This is a genomic window from Thiomonas sp. X19 (genome assembly GCF_900089495.1).
Lineage (GTDB): Bacteria > Pseudomonadota > Gammaproteobacteria > Burkholderiales > Burkholderiaceae_C > Thiomonas_A.
This window is the reverse complement of the sequence record NZ_LT605203.1, coordinates 3,463,792-3,483,417: the sequence shown is the minus strand read 5'-3', so window position 1 is coordinate 3,483,417 and position 19,626 is coordinate 3,463,792. Positions and strand designations below refer to the sequence as shown.

The 19,626-nt window shown below is 66.1% G+C and carries 15 protein-coding genes and 1 riboswitch; of the genes, 4 read left to right on the top strand and 11 right to left on the bottom strand.

What is annotated here, in order from left to right; translation table 11 throughout:
- Positions 1 to 8: 8 nt before the first annotated feature.
- Both THIX_RS16780 and ilvD read right to left on the bottom strand, forming a co-directional pair.
- The gene (locus THIX_RS16780; protein ID WP_112487092.1) at positions 9 to 6,344 is read right to left on the bottom strand and encodes a non-ribosomal peptide synthetase; all 6,336 of its coding nucleotides are present in this window, start codon (positions 6,342 to 6,344) and stop codon (positions 9 to 11) included.
- Between the two features lie 245 nt (positions 6,345 to 6,589).
- Positions 6,590 to 8,275, bottom strand: a complete 1,686-nt coding sequence (gene ilvD / locus THIX_RS16775) for a dihydroxy-acid dehydratase (RefSeq protein ID WP_112488429.1) — start codon at positions 8,273 to 8,275, stop codon at positions 6,590 to 6,592.
- 248 nt (positions 8,276 to 8,523) lie between these two features.
- Here ilvD and lgt point away from each other — a divergent pair, with 248 nt between their 5' ends.
- Positions 8,524 to 9,345, top strand: a complete 822-nt coding sequence (lgt, locus tag THIX_RS16770) for a prolipoprotein diacylglyceryl transferase (protein ID WP_112487091.1) — start codon at positions 8,524 to 8,526, stop codon at positions 9,343 to 9,345.
- Positions 9,346 to 9,347: 2 nt separating this feature from the next.
- Here lgt and THIX_RS24355 read toward each other — a convergent pair whose 3' ends face one another.
- The 5 genes from THIX_RS24355 to THIX_RS16750 all read right to left on the bottom strand — a co-directional run bounded on the left by THIX_RS24355 (position 9,348) and on the right by THIX_RS16750 (position 11,643).
- A complete protein-coding gene (locus THIX_RS24355) occupies positions 9,348 to 9,683 on the bottom strand; it encodes a PIN domain-containing protein (protein WP_112487090.1) in 336 nt (111 codons plus the stop codon).
- A gap of 14 nt (positions 9,684 to 9,697) precedes the next feature.
- Complete coding sequence (locus tag THIX_RS24350; protein ID WP_158540931.1) at positions 9,698 to 9,874, bottom strand: hypothetical protein; 177 nt, start codon at positions 9,872 to 9,874, stop codon at positions 9,698 to 9,700.
- A gap of 5 nt (positions 9,875 to 9,879) precedes the next feature.
- On the bottom strand, positions 9,880 to 10,716 hold the full coding sequence (locus tag THIX_RS16760) for a sulfite exporter TauE/SafE family protein (RefSeq protein WP_112487089.1): 837 nt from the start codon (positions 10,714 to 10,716) through the stop codon (positions 9,880 to 9,882).
- 296 nt (positions 10,717 to 11,012) lie between these two features.
- Entirely contained in the window at positions 11,013 to 11,345 is a 333-nt protein-coding gene (locus tag THIX_RS16755; protein ID WP_112487088.1) for a cell division protein ZapA, read from the bottom strand.
- A 46-nt stretch (positions 11,346 to 11,391) separates the two neighbouring features.
- Positions 11,392 to 11,643, bottom strand: coding sequence for a cell division protein ZapB (locus THIX_RS16750; RefSeq protein WP_112487087.1), 252 nt, complete (start codon positions 11,641 to 11,643; stop codon positions 11,392 to 11,394).
- Positions 11,644 to 11,709: 66 nt separating this feature from the next.
- Positions 11,710 to 11,947: riboswitch (cobalamin riboswitch) on the top strand.
- A gap of 151 nt (positions 11,948 to 12,098) precedes the next feature.
- Here THIX_RS16750 and THIX_RS16745 point away from each other — a divergent pair.
- From THIX_RS16745 to THIX_RS16735, 3 genes are read left to right on the top strand one after another with little or no spacing between them, the layout of a single operon-like run.
- Positions 12,099 to 14,090 carry a TonB-dependent receptor domain-containing protein gene (locus THIX_RS16745; protein ID WP_112487086.1) on the top strand — a complete coding sequence of 664 codons (1,992 nt, stop codon included), beginning with the start codon at positions 12,099 to 12,101 and terminating at the stop codon, positions 14,088 to 14,090.
- Between the two features lie 38 nt (positions 14,091 to 14,128).
- Positions 14,129 to 15,109, top strand: coding sequence for an iron ABC transporter permease (locus THIX_RS16740; protein ID WP_112487085.1), 981 nt, complete (start codon positions 14,129 to 14,131; stop codon positions 15,107 to 15,109).
- A complete protein-coding gene (locus tag THIX_RS16735; RefSeq protein ID WP_112487084.1) occupies positions 15,106 to 15,846 on the top strand; it encodes an ABC transporter ATP-binding protein in 741 nt (246 codons plus the stop codon). Before THIX_RS16740 ends, THIX_RS16735 begins: the two co-directional genes overlap by 4 nt.
- Positions 15,847 to 15,856: 10 nt before the next feature.
- On the opposite strand, the gene THIX_RS16730 is transcribed toward THIX_RS16735, so the two are convergent.
- From THIX_RS16730 to THIX_RS16715, 4 genes are all read right to left on the bottom strand, one after another.
- Positions 15,857 to 16,822, bottom strand: a complete 966-nt coding sequence (locus THIX_RS16730) for a cobalamin-binding protein (RefSeq protein WP_233224606.1) — start codon at positions 16,820 to 16,822, stop codon at positions 15,857 to 15,859.
- Positions 16,819 to 17,463, bottom strand: coding sequence for an endonuclease III (gene nth, locus THIX_RS16725; RefSeq protein WP_112487082.1), 645 nt, complete (start codon positions 17,461 to 17,463; stop codon positions 16,819 to 16,821). Before nth ends, THIX_RS16730 begins: the two co-directional genes overlap by 4 nt.
- Positions 17,464 to 17,541: 78 nt before the next feature.
- The gene (gene rsxB, locus THIX_RS16720; protein WP_112487081.1) at positions 17,542 to 18,249 is read right to left on the bottom strand and encodes an electron transport complex subunit RsxB; all 708 of its coding nucleotides are present in this window, start codon (positions 18,247 to 18,249) and stop codon (positions 17,542 to 17,544) included.
- A gap of 69 nt (positions 18,250 to 18,318) precedes the next feature.
- A complete protein-coding gene (locus tag THIX_RS16715; protein ID WP_112487080.1) occupies positions 18,319 to 19,596 on the bottom strand; it encodes a polyhydroxyalkanoate depolymerase in 1,278 nt (425 codons plus the stop codon).
- Positions 19,597 to 19,626 lie beyond the last annotated feature (30 nt).

Here is a 19,626-nt window from a genome sequence, read left to right as displayed (position 1 = left end):
CGTCTCGCTTAACGCTTCAGCTCCATGCCGTTGGCGAGCTGGCCGAGGGTTTCCAACACCATGCGGCGCGGCTGAATGCGCACCCCATGGCGCTGTTCCAGCGTGGTGATCGCGCGCATGGCCAGCAGGGAATGACCGCCGAGGTCGAAAAAATTGTCGGTGACGGCGATCTGCTCAGTGCCCAACAGTTCGGTCCAGACCGCTGCAATGGCGTTTTCAGCCGGGCTGTTCGGGGCGGCTTGAGCGCGAGGACGATGGCGAGCCTGGGAACTCTCAGTCGAGGGTGGTGGCAATGCTCCACGGTTGATTTTGCCGTTGGGCAGACGGGGCAGGGCGGGCAGCGCGACGATATGCTGCGGCAGCATGTAGTCGGGCAGGCGCTCGCGCAAGGCTTCGCGCAGCGCGGAAACCTGCAGCGCTTGGCCCGCGGCGGGTACCACATAGGCCACCAGCCGCACGTCTTGCGCGCTTGGGGCGTGTGTGGAGACCACCGCATCGGCCACCTGCGGCAGCGCCAGCAAGGCCGCCTCGATTTCCCCCAGCTCGATGCGAAAGCCGCGCAGCTTCACTTGATGATCCAGCCGGCCCAGGTGTTCCAGCTGACCATCGTGGCGCCAGCGCCCGAGATCGCCGGTTTTGTAGAGGCGGCCCTCTGGGCTCTTAGCGAACGCGTCGGCGATAAAGCGCTCGGCGGTGAGTTCCGGGCGACGCCAGTAACCCAGTGTCACCCCGGCCCCGCCAATGTGGATTTCACCCGGAACGCCGATCGGGCAGCAATGGCCGTGCGCATCGAGCACCCAAACCTGGGTGTTGGCAATGGGGCGGCCGATGCAAATGCCAGCGCGCGGGTTCTCCACCTTCCAGGCTGTCGACCACACCGTGGTTTCGGTGGGGCCGTACAGATTCCAGACTTCGCCACAGCAGCCAAGCAAGCGTTCAGCCAGATCCAGCGGCAAGGCCTCGCCACCCACCAGGGCGCGAAAGGCCGGGGGCGCGTTCCAGCCCGCATCCAGCAGCAGTCGCCAGGTGGAGGGCGTGGCCTGCATCACGTTGCAGCCGCTGCGTTCCAGCAGCGCGCGCAGGGCGTAAGGGTCGCGCGCCGTGTCGGCATCGGCAATCACCACCTGCGCGCCAACGGCCAAGGGCAGGAGCAGTTCCAGCACCGCGATGTCGAAGGATAAGGTGGTGACCGCCAGCAGCTTGTCGCTTGGACCCAGCCCCGGCGCCTGAGCCATGCTGGCGAGGAAATTGACCACCGCGCGATGCGGCACCAGCACCCCCTTCGGCCGCCCGGTGGAGCCGGAGGTGTAGATCATGTAGGCCGGATCATCGGGGCGGGCGTCGCTTGGCGCATCGGGTGGCAGCGGCAAGCCGTCCAGACTGGCCCAGAAACCCGGCGCATCCAGCGCCAGCAGGGGCACGTCACAGCCGGCGAACAAGGTTTGCAGAGGGCGGTGGCTCAGGATGAGGGCCAACTCGGCATCCGCCGCCATGTCGCGCAGGCGCTGCGGCGGGTAGGCGGGATCGAGGGGCACATAGCAGGCGCCGGCGTGCAGCACCCCGAGCAGCGCTGGCAACATGTGGGCGCCGCGCGGCAGGCTCAAGCCCACGCGGTGGCCACGGCCAATGCCGCGCTGGCGCAGCAGGCGCGCAAGGCCAAGAGCTTGGGCGTGCAGTTCGGCAAAGTGGCTGGGTCGGGTGTCGGCGGTGAACACGGCCTCGCGTTGCGGTGCTGCAGGCAGGCCGCTTTGCACATGCCGATGCACCAGCAGCTGGGGCGGCAGCGGCACTTGCGTGGCGTTCCAGGCGCCGCGCAGCAGATCGATTTGCCGTGGCGCCGCCAGCGAGAACGCGGAGAGCGGAAGGTCGGGCCTGGCCAGCGCCTGATCGAGGACGTGCATATAGCTGTCGAGCAGGCGCTCGGCGGTGGCGCGGGTGTAGAGGTCGGTTGAATATTCGAGGTGGATGCGATGGGTGAATTCGGTGTCGACGTGGATGGAGAGGTCGAACTGCGCGGCGATGCGATCGAAATCGAAGTCCTCGTAGTCGAAGTCCACCGCGGCGAGTCGCCCCAGCGGCGCATTGCGCAGATTGAACAAAACCCGCACCAGCCCGATGGGGTGGCCGGCACGATCGCTGGCCAAGCTCTCCACCAACTCGTCATAGGGCATGTCCTGGTGTGCATAGGCACCCAGGGCGGTGGCGCGCACGCGCTCGACAAGGCTTTGAAAACTGGGGTCGCCGGACACATCGGTGCGCATCACCAAGGTGTTGACCAGCGTGCCGACCAAGGATTCGGTGGCTAGATGGTGCCGATTGGCGATCAGGCTGCCGACGGCGATGTCGGTCGCACCGGAGATGCGACACAGCAGGAGATCGAACGCCGCCAGGTAAAGCATGAACGGTGTGACGCCCCAGGCGGCGCCACGCTGCTTCACCTGCGCCCTGATGTTGGGTGTCAACTCGGTGAAGACCTTGTGGCCGCGAAAGGATGGAACCTTCGGCGGGGTGCGGTCGGCCGGAAGGCTCAGCGGCTGAAGATCCCGCAGTTGCTGCAGCCAATACGCCGTCTGCGTGTGTCGGCTTGCGACCGCCGGCGCGCTGCGCTGCCAAGCGGCGTAGTCCACATATTGAACCCTGAGTGGCGGCAAGTCGGGCTGTTTCCCCTGGGTCGACGCCGCGTAGGCCGCGAACAATTCACGCATCACGATGGCGAGTGCCCAGGTGTCGGCAATGGCGTGATGGAACACCCACGACAGCACATGCTGGTTCGTATCCAGCCGCAGCAGTGCGATGCGATGCAGCGGAGCGCTGGCTAGGTTGAAGGGCCGGTCCAGGCCTTCACTCAGCCAGCGCCGCGCTGCGGGCTGGCGCTGATCGGCTGGCAAATGGGCCAGATCGACATGCTCTAAAGTCACGCGCAAATCGGTTTCGATGCGCGTCATGGGTTCGCGCTCTCCCATCAGCAGACTGGCGCGCAGCATTTCATGCCGCTGCACCAGCAAGTCGAGCGCGCGCCGAAAGCATTGGGTGTCGAGCGGGCCTCGCAGCAGCAGGGTCACGGGAATGTTGTAGGCGGCCGAGGCGGGATCGAATTGCTGGATCAGCCACATGCGTCGCTGCGAATACGACATCGGCAACAGTCCGTTGCGCGGAATCAGCGGAATTTCAACCAGGCTTGTGCTCGCCGGTGCGCTCCGGTTTTGCAGGGCCTCCAAATGCTGCGCCAGATCGGCGATGCGAACATGCTCGAAGAGCGTGGTCAGCGCCAATTCCAGGCCGAGGCGCTCGCGGATGCGCGAAGCCACCTGCGTGATCTGCAGGGAGTGGCCGCCCAGGTCGAAAAAGCTTTCGCGAGTCCCGAACGCTTTCAAGCCGAGAACCTCGCTCCAGATGGCCCACAGCGCCTGCTCGATGGGCGTGTTTGGCGCGACGATCTCACCAGGCGCAAGGGTGGCAAGGTCGGGCGCGGGCAGGGCCTGGCGATCGAGCTTGCCGTTGGCCGTGAGCGCGAATGCATCGAGGTGGATGTATTGCGAGGGCACCATGTAGTCTGGCAGGGCCTTGCTCAGATGCTCGTGGCAAGCCGCAGTGTCGGGAACCTGCGAGCCCTCATGCACGGTGAAATAGGCGACCAGACGCTTGTCGGACTGCGCATCCCCCGCAGTCGTCACCAGCGCTTGCCGGATGTCGGGATGCAAGGCGAGTTGGTTTTCGATTTCGCCCAGATCAATGCGGAAGCCGCGGATTTTCACTTGGTGGTCGTTGCGGCCGATGAACGCGATCCGTCCGTCGTCAAGCCAGCGGGCGAGATCGCCGGTTTTGTACAACCGTTCGCCAGCACGCTCACTGAGGGGGTCGGGGATGAAGCGCTCGGTGGTCAGTCGGGCCTGATGGAGATAGCCGCGCGCCACCCCCAGCCCGCCGATGTGCAATTCGCCCACGGCGCCGATGGGCGCGATGCGGCCTTTCGGGTCGAGGATGCGCACCTGGACATTGAGCAGCGGGCGGCCGATATGGGGCTGGGGCGAGGCGGAGTCGATGCGCGCCGCCGTGGCGTCGACCGTGCATTCCGTGGGGCCGTAGACGTTGTAGAACGCGTGTTCGCGCTGCCCGCACAGCTTCGCCCAGAGCGCGGTGTCGATGGCCTCGCCCCCCACCAGCGTGACCCATGGCCAGCCCGGCGGGGGGCGCAGTTCCCCGGATGCGATGACCGCCTTCATCTGCTGCGGCGTGATGTCCAACACGTCAACCCTGTGCTGGGTCAGATAGCCCGACAGCTGCGCAGGATCAAAGCGCACGCTCTGCGGCAGCAGCACCAGTGTGCGTCCAGCGGCAATCTGGATGATCTGCTTGATCGAGGCGTCAAAGCCCAGCGAGGCATTGACGCCGACGCGTTTGACATCCGGATGGTGGCGGTACACCGCATGTTCCAGTGCCTGCAGGAGGTTGCTCATGCTGCGATGCTCGATCAGGACGCCTTTGGGTGTTCCAGTCGACCCGGACGTGTATAGCAGATAGGCCAGGTCATGCGGACCCGGCGCTGGGGTTGATGGGGCAGCATCGGGATACGGCGCATCGGTGGCACCGAGCGCGTCGAAGCCCATGATTCGCGTGCCCTTCGCCACCAGATGGGTGATCGAGGGAGCGAAGTCGGACAGCACGACGGGAGGCCGGGCGTCGTCCAGGATGGCGGAAAGGCGCCCGGCGGGTTGCGCCGGGTCCAGGGGGACGAAGGCGCCCCCGGCGGCGAGGATGCCGAGCAGACCGGCGATCATGTCCGGGCCACGGCTCACATGCAGGCCGACCAGCACACCAGGTCCGACTCCCAGCGTGCGCAGCGCCTGTGCCAAGGCGGTCACCCGGCGCGCAAGCTCGCCGAAGGTCAGCCGCTGATCTTCGTACACCACGGCCAGGGCTTCGGGCTGGCGGATGGCGTGGGCGGCGAAGCGTTCGTGGATCAACGCGGGGTTGGGCAGAAGGACGGGGCCGCGTCCAAAGTCATCAAGGATGCGATCGTGTTCGCCAGTCATGAAGAGGCTGAACGCCTCCAGTGGCAGATCCGGGCGCTGCAGGGCTTGCGTGAAGAGCAAGGCCAGCCGGTCGCGGATGTGCTCGGCATCCGAGCGATCCAGGGCGTCGGGGTTGAAGTTCAGTTCGACGTGGACATCGGCGTCTTGGTGATAGTCCCGCACGTAGATCATCAACGGGGTCTTCGCCAGTCCGTTATGCAGGGGTATGGTGGTGTAGCTGGCGCCGTGCAGCACGCCGTTTTCATCGAAGGGCTCGATTGACAACGAGATGTCGTAGATCCGCGCCCGGCCGCTGGAGGCCAGGTTGAGGTCGCGATGGATTTCCGAGACGGGGAAGTTCTGATGCCGGTAGTCGCTACGCAGATCGGCTGCAATGGTGGCCATCAGCGTGGCAAAGGGTTGATCGAGATCGCAGTCGACCCCCAGTGGCAGCATCGAGGCGAACATGCCAAGCGTGGATTTGTCTTGCGCGCCAATGCGGTTGTGCACCGGCACCCCGATGCAGATCGAGGGCTGATCCAGCAATCTGAAGCATGCCAGCCCGAGCAGGGCAAGCAGGAAATGCGCCTGGGACAGGCCCATGTCCAGAGCCAGACGCTTCATGGCGTTGTAGTGCGCACGCCGAATGGTCCAGATCACCTGATGCTGGGTTGCCTGTTGCATCTCGGTGCCGGCGGCAGATTTTGGCGGAAACAAAGCTGGCGGAAGTTGCGGAAAGCGCTGCTGCCAGTAGCGCCGGTCGGCCTTGAAGCGTTCCGAATCCAAGTAGGCCTGCTGCTTTTCCACGTACTCGAAGTACGAGGGCGAGGCGGCTGGCGGATCGTGGCGGGTGAGTAAGCCGTTGTAGGTTTCCCGGATGGTGCGCAACAGCAAGTGCAAACCGTGGCCGTCGACAACCAGATGGTGGCAGCGCGCCAGGAAAAAATGCCGGGTTTCCGCGGTGCGAATCAGGGCAAAACTGCATAACGGGGAGACGCGCAGGTCGAAGGGTTCGAGGAAACGTTCTCGCAACAAGCGCATGGCCTGCGCAATGGCGTCGGCTTGGCCTGACAGATCGATCAGCGGCAAGGTGTAGTCGAATCGCCCATGGGCGCGCTGCGTGATCACCCCCGTCGCATCATGGCGTGCGAATGCCACGCGCAGGACGTCGTGGCGATCGAAGGCGAACTGGATGGCCTCTTGCAGGGCAGGGTGGTCCAGAGGACCGTCGATGTCCAGGTAACAGCCGATGTTGTAGAGCGGACGGCCCTCGTGGATGCTCTGGTCGGTGTAGATGTCGAGCTGTTGAGGGGTCAGCGGGAAGTCGGACATGATGGACGTTGGTTTCCAGGGGGCAACACCGACAGTTGCTTATGCACAGCACGCAACGCGCATGTGACTTGGAAACCCGAGATCGGGCAACCCATGACTTGGGGGATAGGTCTTTCCGTCAACGTGGTTTCGTGATCGAGATCAAGCAAGAAGCGGCGCCTCGAAAGCGTCCACGGCGCCAGAGGATTGATGGCGCCGTGGACGCAAGCCGGCGCTGATCGCCCTGCGGTTTGCTTTGCGAGGAATCAGCCCAGATCGGCGTCCAGCACCGAGCCGCGCGATGCCGTTCCCGCAAGCTTGGCAAACTTGGCCAGAACGCCGCGGGTGTAGCGTGCCTTGGGGGGCTGCCACGCGGCGCGGCGGCGGGTGATTTCGGCTTCGCTGACGTTGAGCTGCAGGCTCAAACTGGGGGCGTCGATGGTGATGCTGTCGCCCTCGTGGATCAGGGCGATGAGGCCGCCGACCTGGGCCTCGGGCGCCACATGGCCGACCACCATGCCCCAGGTGCCACCGGAAAAGCGGCCATCGGTGATGAGGCCGACGCTCTCGCCCATGCCGGCGCCGACGAGGGCCGAGGTGGGGGCCAGCATTTCGGGCATGCCGGGGCCGCCCTTGGGGCCGAGGTAGCGCAGCACGAGGATGTCGCCGGCCTTGATCTGCTTGGCCAGAATGGCTTGCAGCGCGCTTTGCTCGTCGTCGAACACGCGCGCCGGGCCGGTCATGCTGGGGTTCTTCAGGCCGGTGATCTTGGCCACGCAGCCTTCCGGGGCGAGATTGCCCTTCAGAATGGCGAGGTGTCCGTGCGCGTACAGCGGCGCGGTCATCGGCCGGATCACGTCCTGGTCGGCGCGCGGCACCTCGGGCACGTCGGCCAGGTTCTCGGCCACGGTCTTGCCATTGATGGTGATGCAGTCGCCATGCAGCAGGCCGGCTGCGAGCAGGGTTTTCATCACCTGCGGAATGCCGCCGGCGCGATGCAGATCGGTCGCCACATATCTGCCGGAAGGCTTCATGTCGCACAGCACCGGGGTGCGCTTGCGAATGACTTCGAAGTCGTCGATGGTGAACGGCACTTCGCCAGCGTGCGCGATGGCCAGCAGGTGCAGCACGGCGTTGGTCGAGCCGCCGGTGGCCATGACCACCGCCACGGCGTTTTCCAGCGCCTTGCGGGTGACGATGTCGCGCGGTTTCAGGCCGGCGCGCACGGCAGCCAGCAGCACCTGTGCCGAGTCGCGCGCCGATTGCACCTTCTCGTCGTGCACATTGGCCATGGTGGAGGAATAGGGCAGCGACATGCCCATCGCCTCGATGGCGCTGGACATGGTGTTGGCGGTGTACATGCCGCCGCAGGAACCGCTGGTGGGCACCGAGCATTGCTCGATGGCGTCGAAGTCCACCTGGCTCATGCGTCCGGCGGAGAACTCGCCCACCGCCTCGAACACCGAGACGATGTTCAGGTCTTTGCCCTTGTAGTGACCGGGCAGGATGGTGCCGCCATAGACGAAGATGCCCGGCACATTGCAGCGGAGCATGCCGATCATCGCGCCCGGCATGTTCTTGTCGCAGCCGCCGATGGTCAGCACGCCATCCATCCACTGTCCCTGCACGCAGGTTTCGACGCAATCGGCGATGACCTCGCGCGACACCAGCGAGTACTTCATGCCCTCGGTGCCCATCGACATGCCGTCGGCGATGGTCGGCGTGCCGAACATCTGCGGATTGCCGCCGGCGGCGCGCACGCCTTCAACGGCAGCATCCGCCAGTTTCTGCAGCCCGGAGTTGCAGGGCGTGATGGTGGAATGGGCGTTGGCGATGCCGATCATCGGATGCGCGAAATCGGCCTTCGTGTAGCCCATGGCGTAGAACATGGAGCGGTTGGGCGCGCGGGCAACGCCCTCGGTGATCGTGGAAGAACGGAGTTTGTCGGTCATGGGATTGGCGATGCGAAAGGCCATGCAAAAGGCGGGACAAGACGGAAACAAAACGGAAACGAAACGCAACGGATCCAGAACCTGGCCGGACCGAGCCTGTCGTACCGGCAGGCATCCAAACGACCCAGGCTGCTGTTTTGCTGCAGCCGTCCCTCGCGGGGATCGAAAAAACTCGGGAGTGGCCCTACGTCTCATCGAGATCACGGGTGCGAGGGAGCCATCATGCAGACCCCGTACACTTCGCAACCATGCTAATTCATCCCAATTTCAACCCCATTGCCCTGAAGCTGGGGCCCGTCGAAATCCATTGGTACGGCATCATGTACCTGCTGGGCTTCCTGGCGTTCTGGCTGCTGTCCAAGAAGCGGCTGAAGGATCAGCCCTATGCGCGTTTTGGCTGGACTTCGCGCGATGTGGAGGATTTGCTCTTCGCCGGCGTGTTGGGCGTCATCCTCGGCGGACGCATCGGCTATGTGCTGTTCTACCAGCCCGAGTACTACTTCGCGCATCCCGCTCGCATCATCGCCGTCTGGGACGGCGGCATGGCTTTCCATGGCGGCTTGATTGGTGTGATGGTGGCCGCCGGCTGGTTTGCCTGGACGCGCAAGGTGGCGTGGATGGATCTGCTCGATTTCGTGGCGCCGCTGGTGCCGCCCGGCTTGGCGTTCGGCCGCATCGGCAACTTCATCAATGGTGAACTGTGGGGTCGTCCGGCGCCCGCCTGGTGGCCGGGCGCGATGATCTACCCCGAGTCGGGCAGCATGGTGCCGCGGTTTCCATCCGAGCTGTACCAGATGTTCTTCGAGGGCATTGTGCTGTTCACGGTGTTGTGGTGGCTGTCTCGCAAGGAGCGGCCCCGCGGTTTCATTGCCGGCAGTTTCGCCCTGGGCTACGGCCTGGCACGCTTCACCGACGAGTTCTTCCGCCAGCCCGACGCCTTTCTCGGCTACCTCTGGTTTGGCTTGACCATGGGGCAACTGCTGTCGATTCCGCTCATCGCGCTGGGCATCGGCATGATCTGGTGGTCCAAGCGCCGGGCCAAGCGCCTGGGCTGGAAACCTGCCGCCTGAACTCAAGCGCGAGGTCGATCAGCCGCAGTGGGCATGGCCCAATCCTGCGGCCGCAGGATGCGCAGGCCCCGCACTCGGGCTGCCGGGGCCAAGGCGAGCAAGGCCTTGTCCCGGGTCAAGATCAGCTGGGCTGAACGGTGCAGTGCCAGGTCGATGAACATCTGGTCGTCCGGGTCGGCGCAGCGCAAGGGTGGGGCGTCTGCGCGGCATGGCACGGTGCCTGCATGCAGGTCGGCGTGTCGGGTGAAGCCGTTTGCCACCCGTTCGCGCAAATCGAACGCTGCTCCGCGTCTGGCAAAGACGGTGCGCGTGGCCACCTCCAGGGCTTCTTCCTGCATCGCGGCCGTCGCGATCAGCGTGCCCCACCCGCCATCAGGCGCTGGGCCGGCGCCAGCATCGCCGCGTCCTGGAACAGCAGCCAGTCGAGCACGACATTCGTGTCGAGAACCCAAAGCGGGGGGCGTTCCCCAGGCTCGCCTTTTGCGGTCGGCTTATTGGCCGCCGGATTGGGGTGTGCCCAGGCGGCCATCCGGCTCAGGTTTGCATCCAGCCCATCGCATGCATGCCCTTCCAGAGCATATAGCTGGCCAGGCTCAACAGCAGCAAGGCGAACACCCGTTTGAGCGACTGCACATGGATGCGATGCGCCACGGTTGCTCCCACGGGGGCCATCAGTACGCTCGTGGCCGCGCAGGCAAACAAGGCGGGAAGGTAGATATACCCCAGCGAGTCGGGGGGCAGGCCATCGGCATGAAGCCCGGCCACGACATATCCGGCAAGGCCGCCTGCGGCAATGGGAAAACCCATGGCCGCGCTGGTGGCCACGGCGTTGCGCAGGCCCACGCCCCGCCAGCTCAGGAACGGCACGGTCAGGAATCCGCCCCCGGCGCCCAACAGCGATGAAATGAATCCGATCAGGCTCCCGGTTCCGATGAGCGCGGGCCTGAGCGGCAAGGATTCAGCTGTGCCGACCGCCTGTTTTTGGCCCGCGACCATCAACATCCGCAATGCCGAAAGACCGACGAAAAACGCGAAGAACATGGCGAGCCAGCCTGACTTGAGCAGGCCGGCGACTTGGGCGCCGGCGAAGGTGCCGAGCACCGCGCCCAGGCCCATCCAGCCCGCGATTTCCCAGCGCACGGCGCCACGCTTGTGATGCGCGCGCACGCTCGATACCGAGGTGAACAGGATGGTGGTCAGCGACGTGGCAATGGCCATGCGCACGATCAGGTCGGCGCCGAAGTGTTCGCGCGTGAACATGAAGGTGAGAAAGGGCACCAGCAGCATGCCGCCGCCAATGCCGAGCAGACCAGCCATGAAGCCCGTGAACGAGCCCAGCACCATGAGTTCAAGCAGAAATTGCCAGGCCATTGCACATCAGAAGGTTGAGGTCGTCATGCACCGGGTCGCCGAAGCGGGGCGACGTTGTGCGCAGAAGAGGTGTCTGCCCGAACCGCGCCGACCATTGATCCCTGAACCCAGTTGGAACAGGTGGGCAAGGTCACCACACTTCGGGAGCGTCTGCGCGAGACACTGCGCGCCCATGTGAAATATTCCAAGCCCGAGGCAAAGCGCATCGGTTCAAGAAATGCCTGATCGGGGCGGCCAGGCAGACGCTTTGGATTGTAGGTGGGCCGCAGCCCCGGTCGCTGCCTGGGGTCAAGCCGTCAGAGCAATTGCCCGTCGGTTTCCAGCGCGGTGTCGAGCTGGTGGTTGATCTGCGCAATCCTGGCCGCCAGCGCAGGCAGTTCGACCGGGAGCGGGGTTGCGGCTTCACTGTTGGCCCCGGGCCTGGAGGCCAGCAGCTTGGCATGGGCCAGGTTGAGCGCCGCCAGGACGGCGATGCGTTCGCGGGCGCGTATCTTGCCCAGCTCGCGGATGCTGCACATCTCGCGGTCGACTTCGGCGACGGCGAGCCGGAGCGCGTCCTCCTCGCCCTGCGGGCAGGCCAGCACATAGCTCTGGCCCATGATGCTCACTTCCAGGGTGGCGCTGCTCATGGATGCATCTCGCGGAATGGGGTGATGAAGGCGGGCGCGGCAGCGCTCAGGCCGAGGGGTCGGTCGCAGGCACGCCCGCCAGGGGGTCCAGCCGGGCCAGCAGATGGTCGACGCGCGCACGCGCTTCATGCAGCCGAGCCCGCAAGGAATCGCGCTCGGCCTCGAGTTGGCGAATGCGTTCGTCCAGCAAGGCATTGGTGCGTTTGAGTTCGGCGTGGCGCAGCACCAAGCGGTCGGCCTTGTCGCTCAAGGCATCCAGCAAGGCAGGCAACTCGGTCGGCGTCGTTGGGGGGCTCATGCGGCGGATTCTAGTGCCAGGATTCGCCTCCTCGAACGGCATGAACCGGGGTCTCCCCCGGCCTTCCCCTACCATGATGCTGTTGGTGCTTGCGCGGCCATTCGTGGTCGCGCGGTTAAACGGGAAACAGGGTGATGCCGGCTTCGCACGCATCCAGCCTGTGCTGCCCCCGCAACGGTACGTGGACGCAGGCGCGAGCCTGCCGTCCCGATGCAACAAGCCACTGGTCGCCTGCAAAGGCACTGGGAAGGCGCATCGGGAAGGTCCACCAGCCCGGATACCGGCCAACAGGCGAAAACCGCAGCGCTGCCCGGGGTGAGGCAGGCTGGGTGCCAGGGCCTTGCGCGTCGCGCAGGCCCACGGCCTGCGTGGCTTCATGTCGGGGCGATGCGGTTTTCGATTTCGGTCAGCCGTGCGGGGGAGCACGGCAACCGCTATCCATCGACTGAAGTCCCATGAAAAACCATCGTTCCACGAAGCAGCGCCACGATTTGCGCCTGCCCGCCTCGCCCTTCGCCTCGTGCTTTGCCGCATCTCCCGGCGCGGCCTGCGCAGCCCCTCGCGCGCCGGCGTTGCGGCCGCCCGTCATGCCCATGCTCGGCGCACTCGCCCTGGCGCTCCTGACGGGCCATGCTGCACATGCCCAAACGGCAGCCGCGGCCACGGCGCTGCCGCCCGTGGTGGTGTCGGCCAGCGGCTATCCACAGTCCTTGTCCAGCGCGCTGCCCAGCGTGAGCGTGATCACGCGCGAGCAGATCGAGGAGTCGGGCGTGCAGAACCTCGCCACTTTGCTGCAGCAGGCGGCGGGTGTGCAGGTCACGTCCAATGGCGGGCCGGGACAGAGCGGCAATGTGTTCGTGCGCGGCTTTGGCGGTACCGACGTGCTGGTGCTGCTCGATGGCGTGCCGATCAACGCGCAGGACACCACCGGGACGTCCTATCTCAACAACTTCACGACCGACCAGATCCAGCGCATCGAAATCATCCGCGGCAACGTCTCTGCCATCTACGGCTCGGGGGCGATTGGCGGCGTGGTGCTCATCACCACGCGCAAGGGCGCGAAGACTCCGCAGGCCTCGGTCTCGGTGACCGCCGGTAGCCGCAACACCGCAACCGTCTCGGCCAACGCCAGCGGGGAAGTGGGGAAGACGCAGTTGCAAGCAGGAATCAGCCGCTACACCACGCAGGGCATTTCGTCGATCAATCCGGAGCAGCAGAGCCATGTCAACCCCAATGCGAACGGCTATCGCAACACCACGATCAACGGCTCGATCGTGCAGGAGCTGACGCCGGGGCAATCGCTGGGGCTGCGCGCGTTTCGCAGCGAAGGCCGGGCAAGTTACGACAGCTATGGCGCCTACGCCAGCCCGACGGATACCAACCTGAGCAGCACCACGCAGTCTTTGTATCAACTGTTCAGCGACAACCAACTGGCGACGAACTGGACCTCGCACCTCAGTCTGTCGCAACAAGCCACTGCGAATACCGTGGACAATTTCAGCGCTTATCCGTACGACATCAACTACCGCACCCGTACCCAGCAACTGCTTTGGCGCAATGTGGTCCAACTCGACAGCGCCTGGACAGCCACAGCCGGGCTGGATCTGCAGCGCCAGTCCATCACGTCGCTGACCGGCTCCATCAACGCCACCAGCCGCAATGCCAACGCGGTGTTCGTCGGCTTGAATGGCGCGTTCAGCGGCAATCAAATCCAGTTGAACCTGCGCCACGACAGCATCGGCGGCTACTCGGGGCAGAACACGGGTTATTTGGGTTATGGGCATGAACTGGGCGGCGGCTTCAAGGCGATTGCCAGTTACTCCACCGCGTTCAATGCCGCCCCGCTGGGCTACCTGTACGCACCGTATTACGGCAACCCCGCGCTGCGGCCGGAGAAAGCCCATTCCGCCGAAGCCGGGCTGCAGTGGTCGCAGGGGCCGAACGTGCTGCGCGCCACGCTGTTCCAGACCCAGGCGACCGATCAGTGGATCTACGACTACAACACCAGCACTTTCCAGAACATCGCCAGCAGCCGTACCCGCGGCCTCGAACTGACGGGTCGCGGTGCCTGGCATGGCTGGGCCTATGACGCCAACCTGACCCTGCAGCAGCCGGTGAACACCAGTTTGCCGGGCGATCCCACATTGCAGCGAAGGGCGCGCAGCCTGGCCAATGTCAGCGTGAATCACGCCATCGGCAATGTGCTGTATGGCGCAACCCTGCATTACAGTGGTCCGCGCTGGGACAACGATGCCAACGGCAATCCGACCACCCTCGGCGCCTACACCACCGTCGACCTCACCGCCAGCGGCCCGATCACGCCGCAGTGGAGCTGGAATGCGCGGGTGCAGAATCTGTTCGACAAGAAGTATCAGACGGCCTACAGCTACAACCGTGAACCCTTTGGCGTGTTTCTGGGTCTGACCTGGCGACCGCTGGGTTCCTGACCCACGCGGTATGCCGTCCTGCTCACGCCGTTCTCCCCATGTCCGCTCCCACCATCGACCAAGCCCCGGAACTGACCGGCCGCCGCATCGAGCCGCACAGCGGCCGCTTGCTGGCCATGACGGCCGGTGTGCTGGTGCTGGCGGTGCTGCTGGGCGTGAGCGTGGGCGCGGGCGGCTGGAACTGGCCGATCATCGCGCAGTTGCGCATTCCGCGCGTGCTGGCCGGTGCCGGGGCTGGAGCCTTGCTGGCGCTGGCCGGGCTGGCCATGCAACTCGTGCTGCGCAACCCCCTGGCCGACCCCTATGTGCTCGGCGCCTCCGCAGGTGCCGGCATGGGGGCCATTGCCATGCTGGTGGTTTTCGGCAGACAGCTCTGGCTGGGCAGCGTCGGCGGGGCGCTGGCGGCGCTGGGGCTGTTGCTGCTGCTGGGCCGCCGCGCCATGGCCAGCCCGGATGACGAGGCGCCGGCCCAGCTCATTCTGATCGGCGCCATGCTCTCGGCGGTGTTCGCCGCCGGCTCCACCTTGCTGCTGGCGCTGGTGCCGGAGCAGAGTTTGCGCGGCGCGGTGTTCTGGCTGGTGGGGGATTTGTCGGGTGCGCGCTTCGGTCGCTGGCTGTGCCTGGTGGCCATCGTGCTGGCTGCGATTCTGGCGGGATGGGGCCGTGCGTTCGACCGGCTGGCGCTGGGCAGCGAGCATGCCTGGCTGCTCGGCGAGCCGGTGCATCGCCTGCGCCTCGGGCTGGTGCTGCTGGCCGCCGTGGCCACGGGCGCCGCGGTGGCCGAAGCCGGCGCGGTGGGCTTCGTCGGCCTGGTCGTGCCGCACTTGCTGCGCATGTTCGGCGTGGTGCGCATGCGCCAGCAATGCTGGGCCGTGCCCTTGGTGGGCGCGGCGCTGGTGGTGGCGGCCGATTCCCTGGCGCGGGGCGTGGCCATGCCTTACGAACTGCCGGTCGGCGCCATCACCGCCTTGATCGGTGCGCCGGTGTTCATTCTGCTGTTGATCCGGCAGCCGCGATGAATCCGTCCACCGCGCTGCTTGCCGCCGACCGGCTGGATGTGCGCATCGGCCCGCGTCTGTTGCTGCGCCAGTTGTGCATGCAGGTGCGGCGGGGTGAGCGCTGGGCGGTACTCGGGCGCAACGGCGCGGGCAAGTCCACCCTGCTGCGACAATTGGCCGGCCTGGGCGAGGGGCCGGCTCCGGTGCTGCTGGGCGGCACGGCCCTGTCGGCGTTGTCGCCGCGCGCGCTGGCGCAACAGCGCGCGTTTCTGCCCAGCCAGCCGCGCGACCGCTTCGGCATCGCCGTGCTGCATGCCGTGACCCTGGCGCAGCACAGCGTTGACGACGCCGCGGCGATGGACTGCCTGCGCCGGGTGGATGCAGCGCATCTCGCCCATCGGCATGTGCTGCAACTCTCGGCCGGCGAACGCCAGCGCGTCGCCCTGGCCCAGGTCTTGGCACAGCGCACGCCGCTGCTGCTGCTGGACGAGCCCGTCTCGTTCCAGGACCCGGCGCATCAGGGCCTGGTGGCGCGCTTGCTGCGCGGGTTGCCGCAACAGGGCATCGTGTTCGCTGCGCATGATGTGAACTGGGTGGCGCATGTGGCCACCCATGTGCTGGGTCTGGTGCCCGGTGGGCAGTGGATCGCCGGCCCCGTCGACCAGGCCCTGCAGGCGCATCCCCTGCAGCGGCTTTACGGCTGCGACTGGCAGCGCGTGCCGCGCCAGGATGGCCCCGACTTGTGGCTGCCGGTTTGAAGAGTCGGACTCATCGCCCACCGTCGATGCTGCGGGTGCGGGCGATGGCGGCGCAGAGTTGCGCCACGCCGTCCAGCACCTGCGCGCCCATGCGCGGCAACTGGTGCGGGTTGAGCAGCACGAGCTGGCGGTGGCGCACGGCGCTGACCTCGGAGTCGCGGGTCCAGGCGTCGAGCGCGTCGGCATTGGAGCTGGCGGCGACGATGAGTTGCGGGTCCGCGGCGATCACCGCTTCGCGGCTGATGCTCGGCGCCAGCAGCGGCAACGCGGCGAAGGGGTTGACGCCACCGCACAAGTCAATCGCCTGGTTGATGAGTTGCGGCCCGCCCACGGTCATCAGCGGGTCGCCCCAGACCTGGTAGAACACCCGCACCGGCGCCTGCCGGGCGTAGCGTGCGCGCAAGGCCGCCATGCGGGCGTCGAAGTCGCGCACCCAGGGACTGGCCACGGCATCGGTGCCGGCCAGCTCACCAATGCGCCGCACCGTGTTGGCGATGGCTTGCAAGCTGTCGGTCTGGCTCCAGTACACCGGAATGCCGAGGCGCTGCAGGGTGTCGATTTGGCGCGGCGGCGTGCCTGATTTCCAGGCCAGGATGAGATCGGGCTTCAGGCTGGCGATGGCTTCCAGATTGAGCGCGAAGGCATCACCCACGCGCGGCAGCTTGCGCGCGGCGGATGGTGCGTCGGCATGTTGCACGGTGGCAATGAGCTTGCTGCCCGCTCCGGCGGCATAGCTCAATTCCACCAGCTGCGGCGACAGCGCGACGATGCGCTGTGCCGGATGCGCCAGCAGCACCAACTTGCCGGTATCGTCGCGCACGCTGATGCTGGCTTGGGCGATGGGCAGCAGGCCGACGAACAGGGCGGCGAGCAGCAGGGCGCCAAGAACCTGGCTCCGTGTGGCGGTGCCAGCCCGGCGCAGAGGGCGCGGAACCCGGCTTTGGCCATGCCAGGCCGCTCGTGGCATACCGCTCATGCCGAGGGCCCCGGCGTTTTGGGTTGGTGCGCGCACAGATCGGCCAGATCGCAGCGCCAGCATTCAGGCTTGCGCGCCTTGCAGACATAGCGCCCATGAAGGATGAGCCAGTGGTGGGCGTCGTGCAGGTAGGCGGCGGGCACGACCTTCATCAGCTTGGTTTCCACCTCCAGCGGCGTCTTACCGCGCGCCAGGCCGAGGCGGTTGGCGACGCGGAAGATATGCGTGTCCACCGCCAGCGTGGCTTGGCCGAAGGCGATGTTCAGCACCACGTTGGCCGTTTTGCGACCCACTCCCGGCAAGGCCTCCAGGGCTTCGCGCTGGCTCGGCACCTGGCCGCCGTGCAGTTCCACCAGCATGCGGCTGAGCGCAGCCACATTCTTCGCCTTGGTGCGATACAGGCCGATGGTGCGGATGTAGGGCGCGATGCCGTCTTCCCCCAAGGCGGCCATCGCTTGCGGCGTGGGCGCGGCGGCGAACAGGGCGGGCGTGGCCTTGTTGACGCTGACGTCCGTGGCCTGGGCCGACAGCGCCACGGCCACCAGCAACTCGAAGGGGTTGCGGTACTCCAGCTCGCTGCGCGGCTGCGGATTGGCGGCCTGCAGGCGTGCGAACAGGCTTTGAATGGCGGCTTTTTGCATGGTTGAATTGTCGCCTTGAATGGAGGGCCGGGGCTGCGCTGCAGTGAAGCGGCCGACGCCTGGTCTTGCCTTGCCGGCTCAGGCTTTGCGCTGGGCCTGGCGCTGGCGCGCGCGCTCCAGTGCGGCCGCAATCAGGTCTTTCTTGGGCGCTGAAGCCGAGGTCGTTTCGTGTGGCGGTGAATCGGCAGGCTGCATGGGGCCAGCAGCCTTTGCAGGCAAGCCCTGGGTTGCAAAGCCCGTTGTTGGCAAGCCATCGGGGCGATTGTGGCTGCGCCGCTCGAGCCGTTTGCGGTGCGCCGCATAGCGCTGCCGGGCCTGCTGCGCCAGGGGAGCGCTCCAGGCGTTCCAGCCGGTCCGGGTTGCCAGCATGGGGTCGCCGATGGGCTGCAGGTGGATGCAGTCCATCGGGCAGGGAGGCAGGCAGAGTTCGCAACCGGTGCAGCCGTCCGCCAGAACGCCGTGCATGCGCTTGGGCGCACCGGCGATGACGTCCACCGGGCAGGCGTCGATGCACAGCGTGCAGCCGATGCACCAGGCCTCGTCGACCACCGCAATGCGGCGCGGGCCTTCGACGCCATGTGCGGGATTGAGCGGCACGGGCGGTCGGCCGGTGATGGCGGCCAGCCGCGCAACGCCTTCGGCGCCCCCCGGCGGGCATTGGTTGATGCCGGCCAGACCCGTCGCCACGGCCTCGGCATAGGCGCGGCAATCGGCATAGCCGCAGCGGGTGCACTGCGTTTGCGGCAGGGCCGCGTCGATGCGGTCGGCCAGGCTTGGGGCACTCATGCGAGTTGTTCGTCCGCGGTCCTTTGCGCCTTGCGGGCCGGTTCGCGCCGATCGATGTGCGCCGATCGTTCAGGCGGTGCGGCGGCGGGGCGCTTTTTGCACCGCGCCTTCGCGATGGGCGGCGATGAAGTCGCGCACGCGGGGGTAGGTGATGTCGCGCCAGCGGCGGCCGGCGAAAATGCCGTAGTGGCCGGCACCGGGCACGGTGAAGTGGGTGCTGTCGGCCTCTGGAACGCCGGTGCAGAGTTGATGCGCGGCTTCGGTCTGGCCGGCGCCGGAGATGTCGTCGAGCTCGCCTTCGATGGTCATCAGCGCGGTGTTGCGAATGTCTTGCGGCCGCACCGGTTTGCCATGCACGGTCCACGTGCCATGGACCAGGGCGAAGTCCTGGAACACGATGCGGATGGTGTCGAGGTAGTACTCGGCCGGCAGGTCGAGCACGGCGTTGTATTCGTCATAGAAGCTGCGGTGGGCTTCGGCGTCATCGGTGTCGCCGCGCACCAGGTCGAGGAAAAAGTCGTAGTGCGAATTGAAGTGCCGGTCCGGGTTCATCGCGACGAAGCCGGTGTGTTGCAAAAAGCCGGGGTAGACGCGGCGGCCGGCGCCGGGATAGTTCACCGGCACACGGTAAATGACGTTGGTTTCGAACCATTCGTAGCTCTTGTTCATCGCCAGATTGTTCACCGCCGTGGGCGATTTGCGTGCGTCGATCGGCCCGCCCATCATCACCATGCTGCGCGGCGTGGCTTCCCCGGCCGAGGCCATCAGCGAGATCGCGGCCAGCACCGGCACGGTGGGCTGGCACACCGACATGACGTGCACGTCGGGGCCGATGTGGCGGATGAATTCCTGCACGTACGCGATGTAATCGTCGAGCGAGAACCCGCCTTGCTCGGTGGGCACCATGCGCGCGTCAACCCAGTCGGTGATGAAGACCTTGTGGTCCTGCAGCATGGTGCGCACGGTGTCGCGCAGCAGGGTGGCATGGTGGCCGGAGAGTGGCGCCACGATCAGCACGGTCGGCGCGTTTTTCAGCCGCTCGAGCATCTTCGGGTCGTCGGTGAAACGTTTGAAGCGCAGCAAGCGACAGAAGGGCTTGTCCAGCGCCACTTGTTCCTGGATGGCGATTTCGCGCCCATCCACCTTCACCGAGGTGATGCCGAACGCGGGTTTTTCGTAGCTCTTGAGCAGGCGGTGCATCAACTCGTAGCTGGCCGACAGGCGCTGGGCGCCGGGCGTCTGCGACAAGGGCCACAAGGGATTGGTGTAGAACTTGGACGCAGCCTCGGCAAACTCGGCCAGTGGGCTGAGCATGGCGCGCTGCGATTCATACCAGTCATAAACCATTTCGACTCCTTGTGCAATGCAGCAATTTTA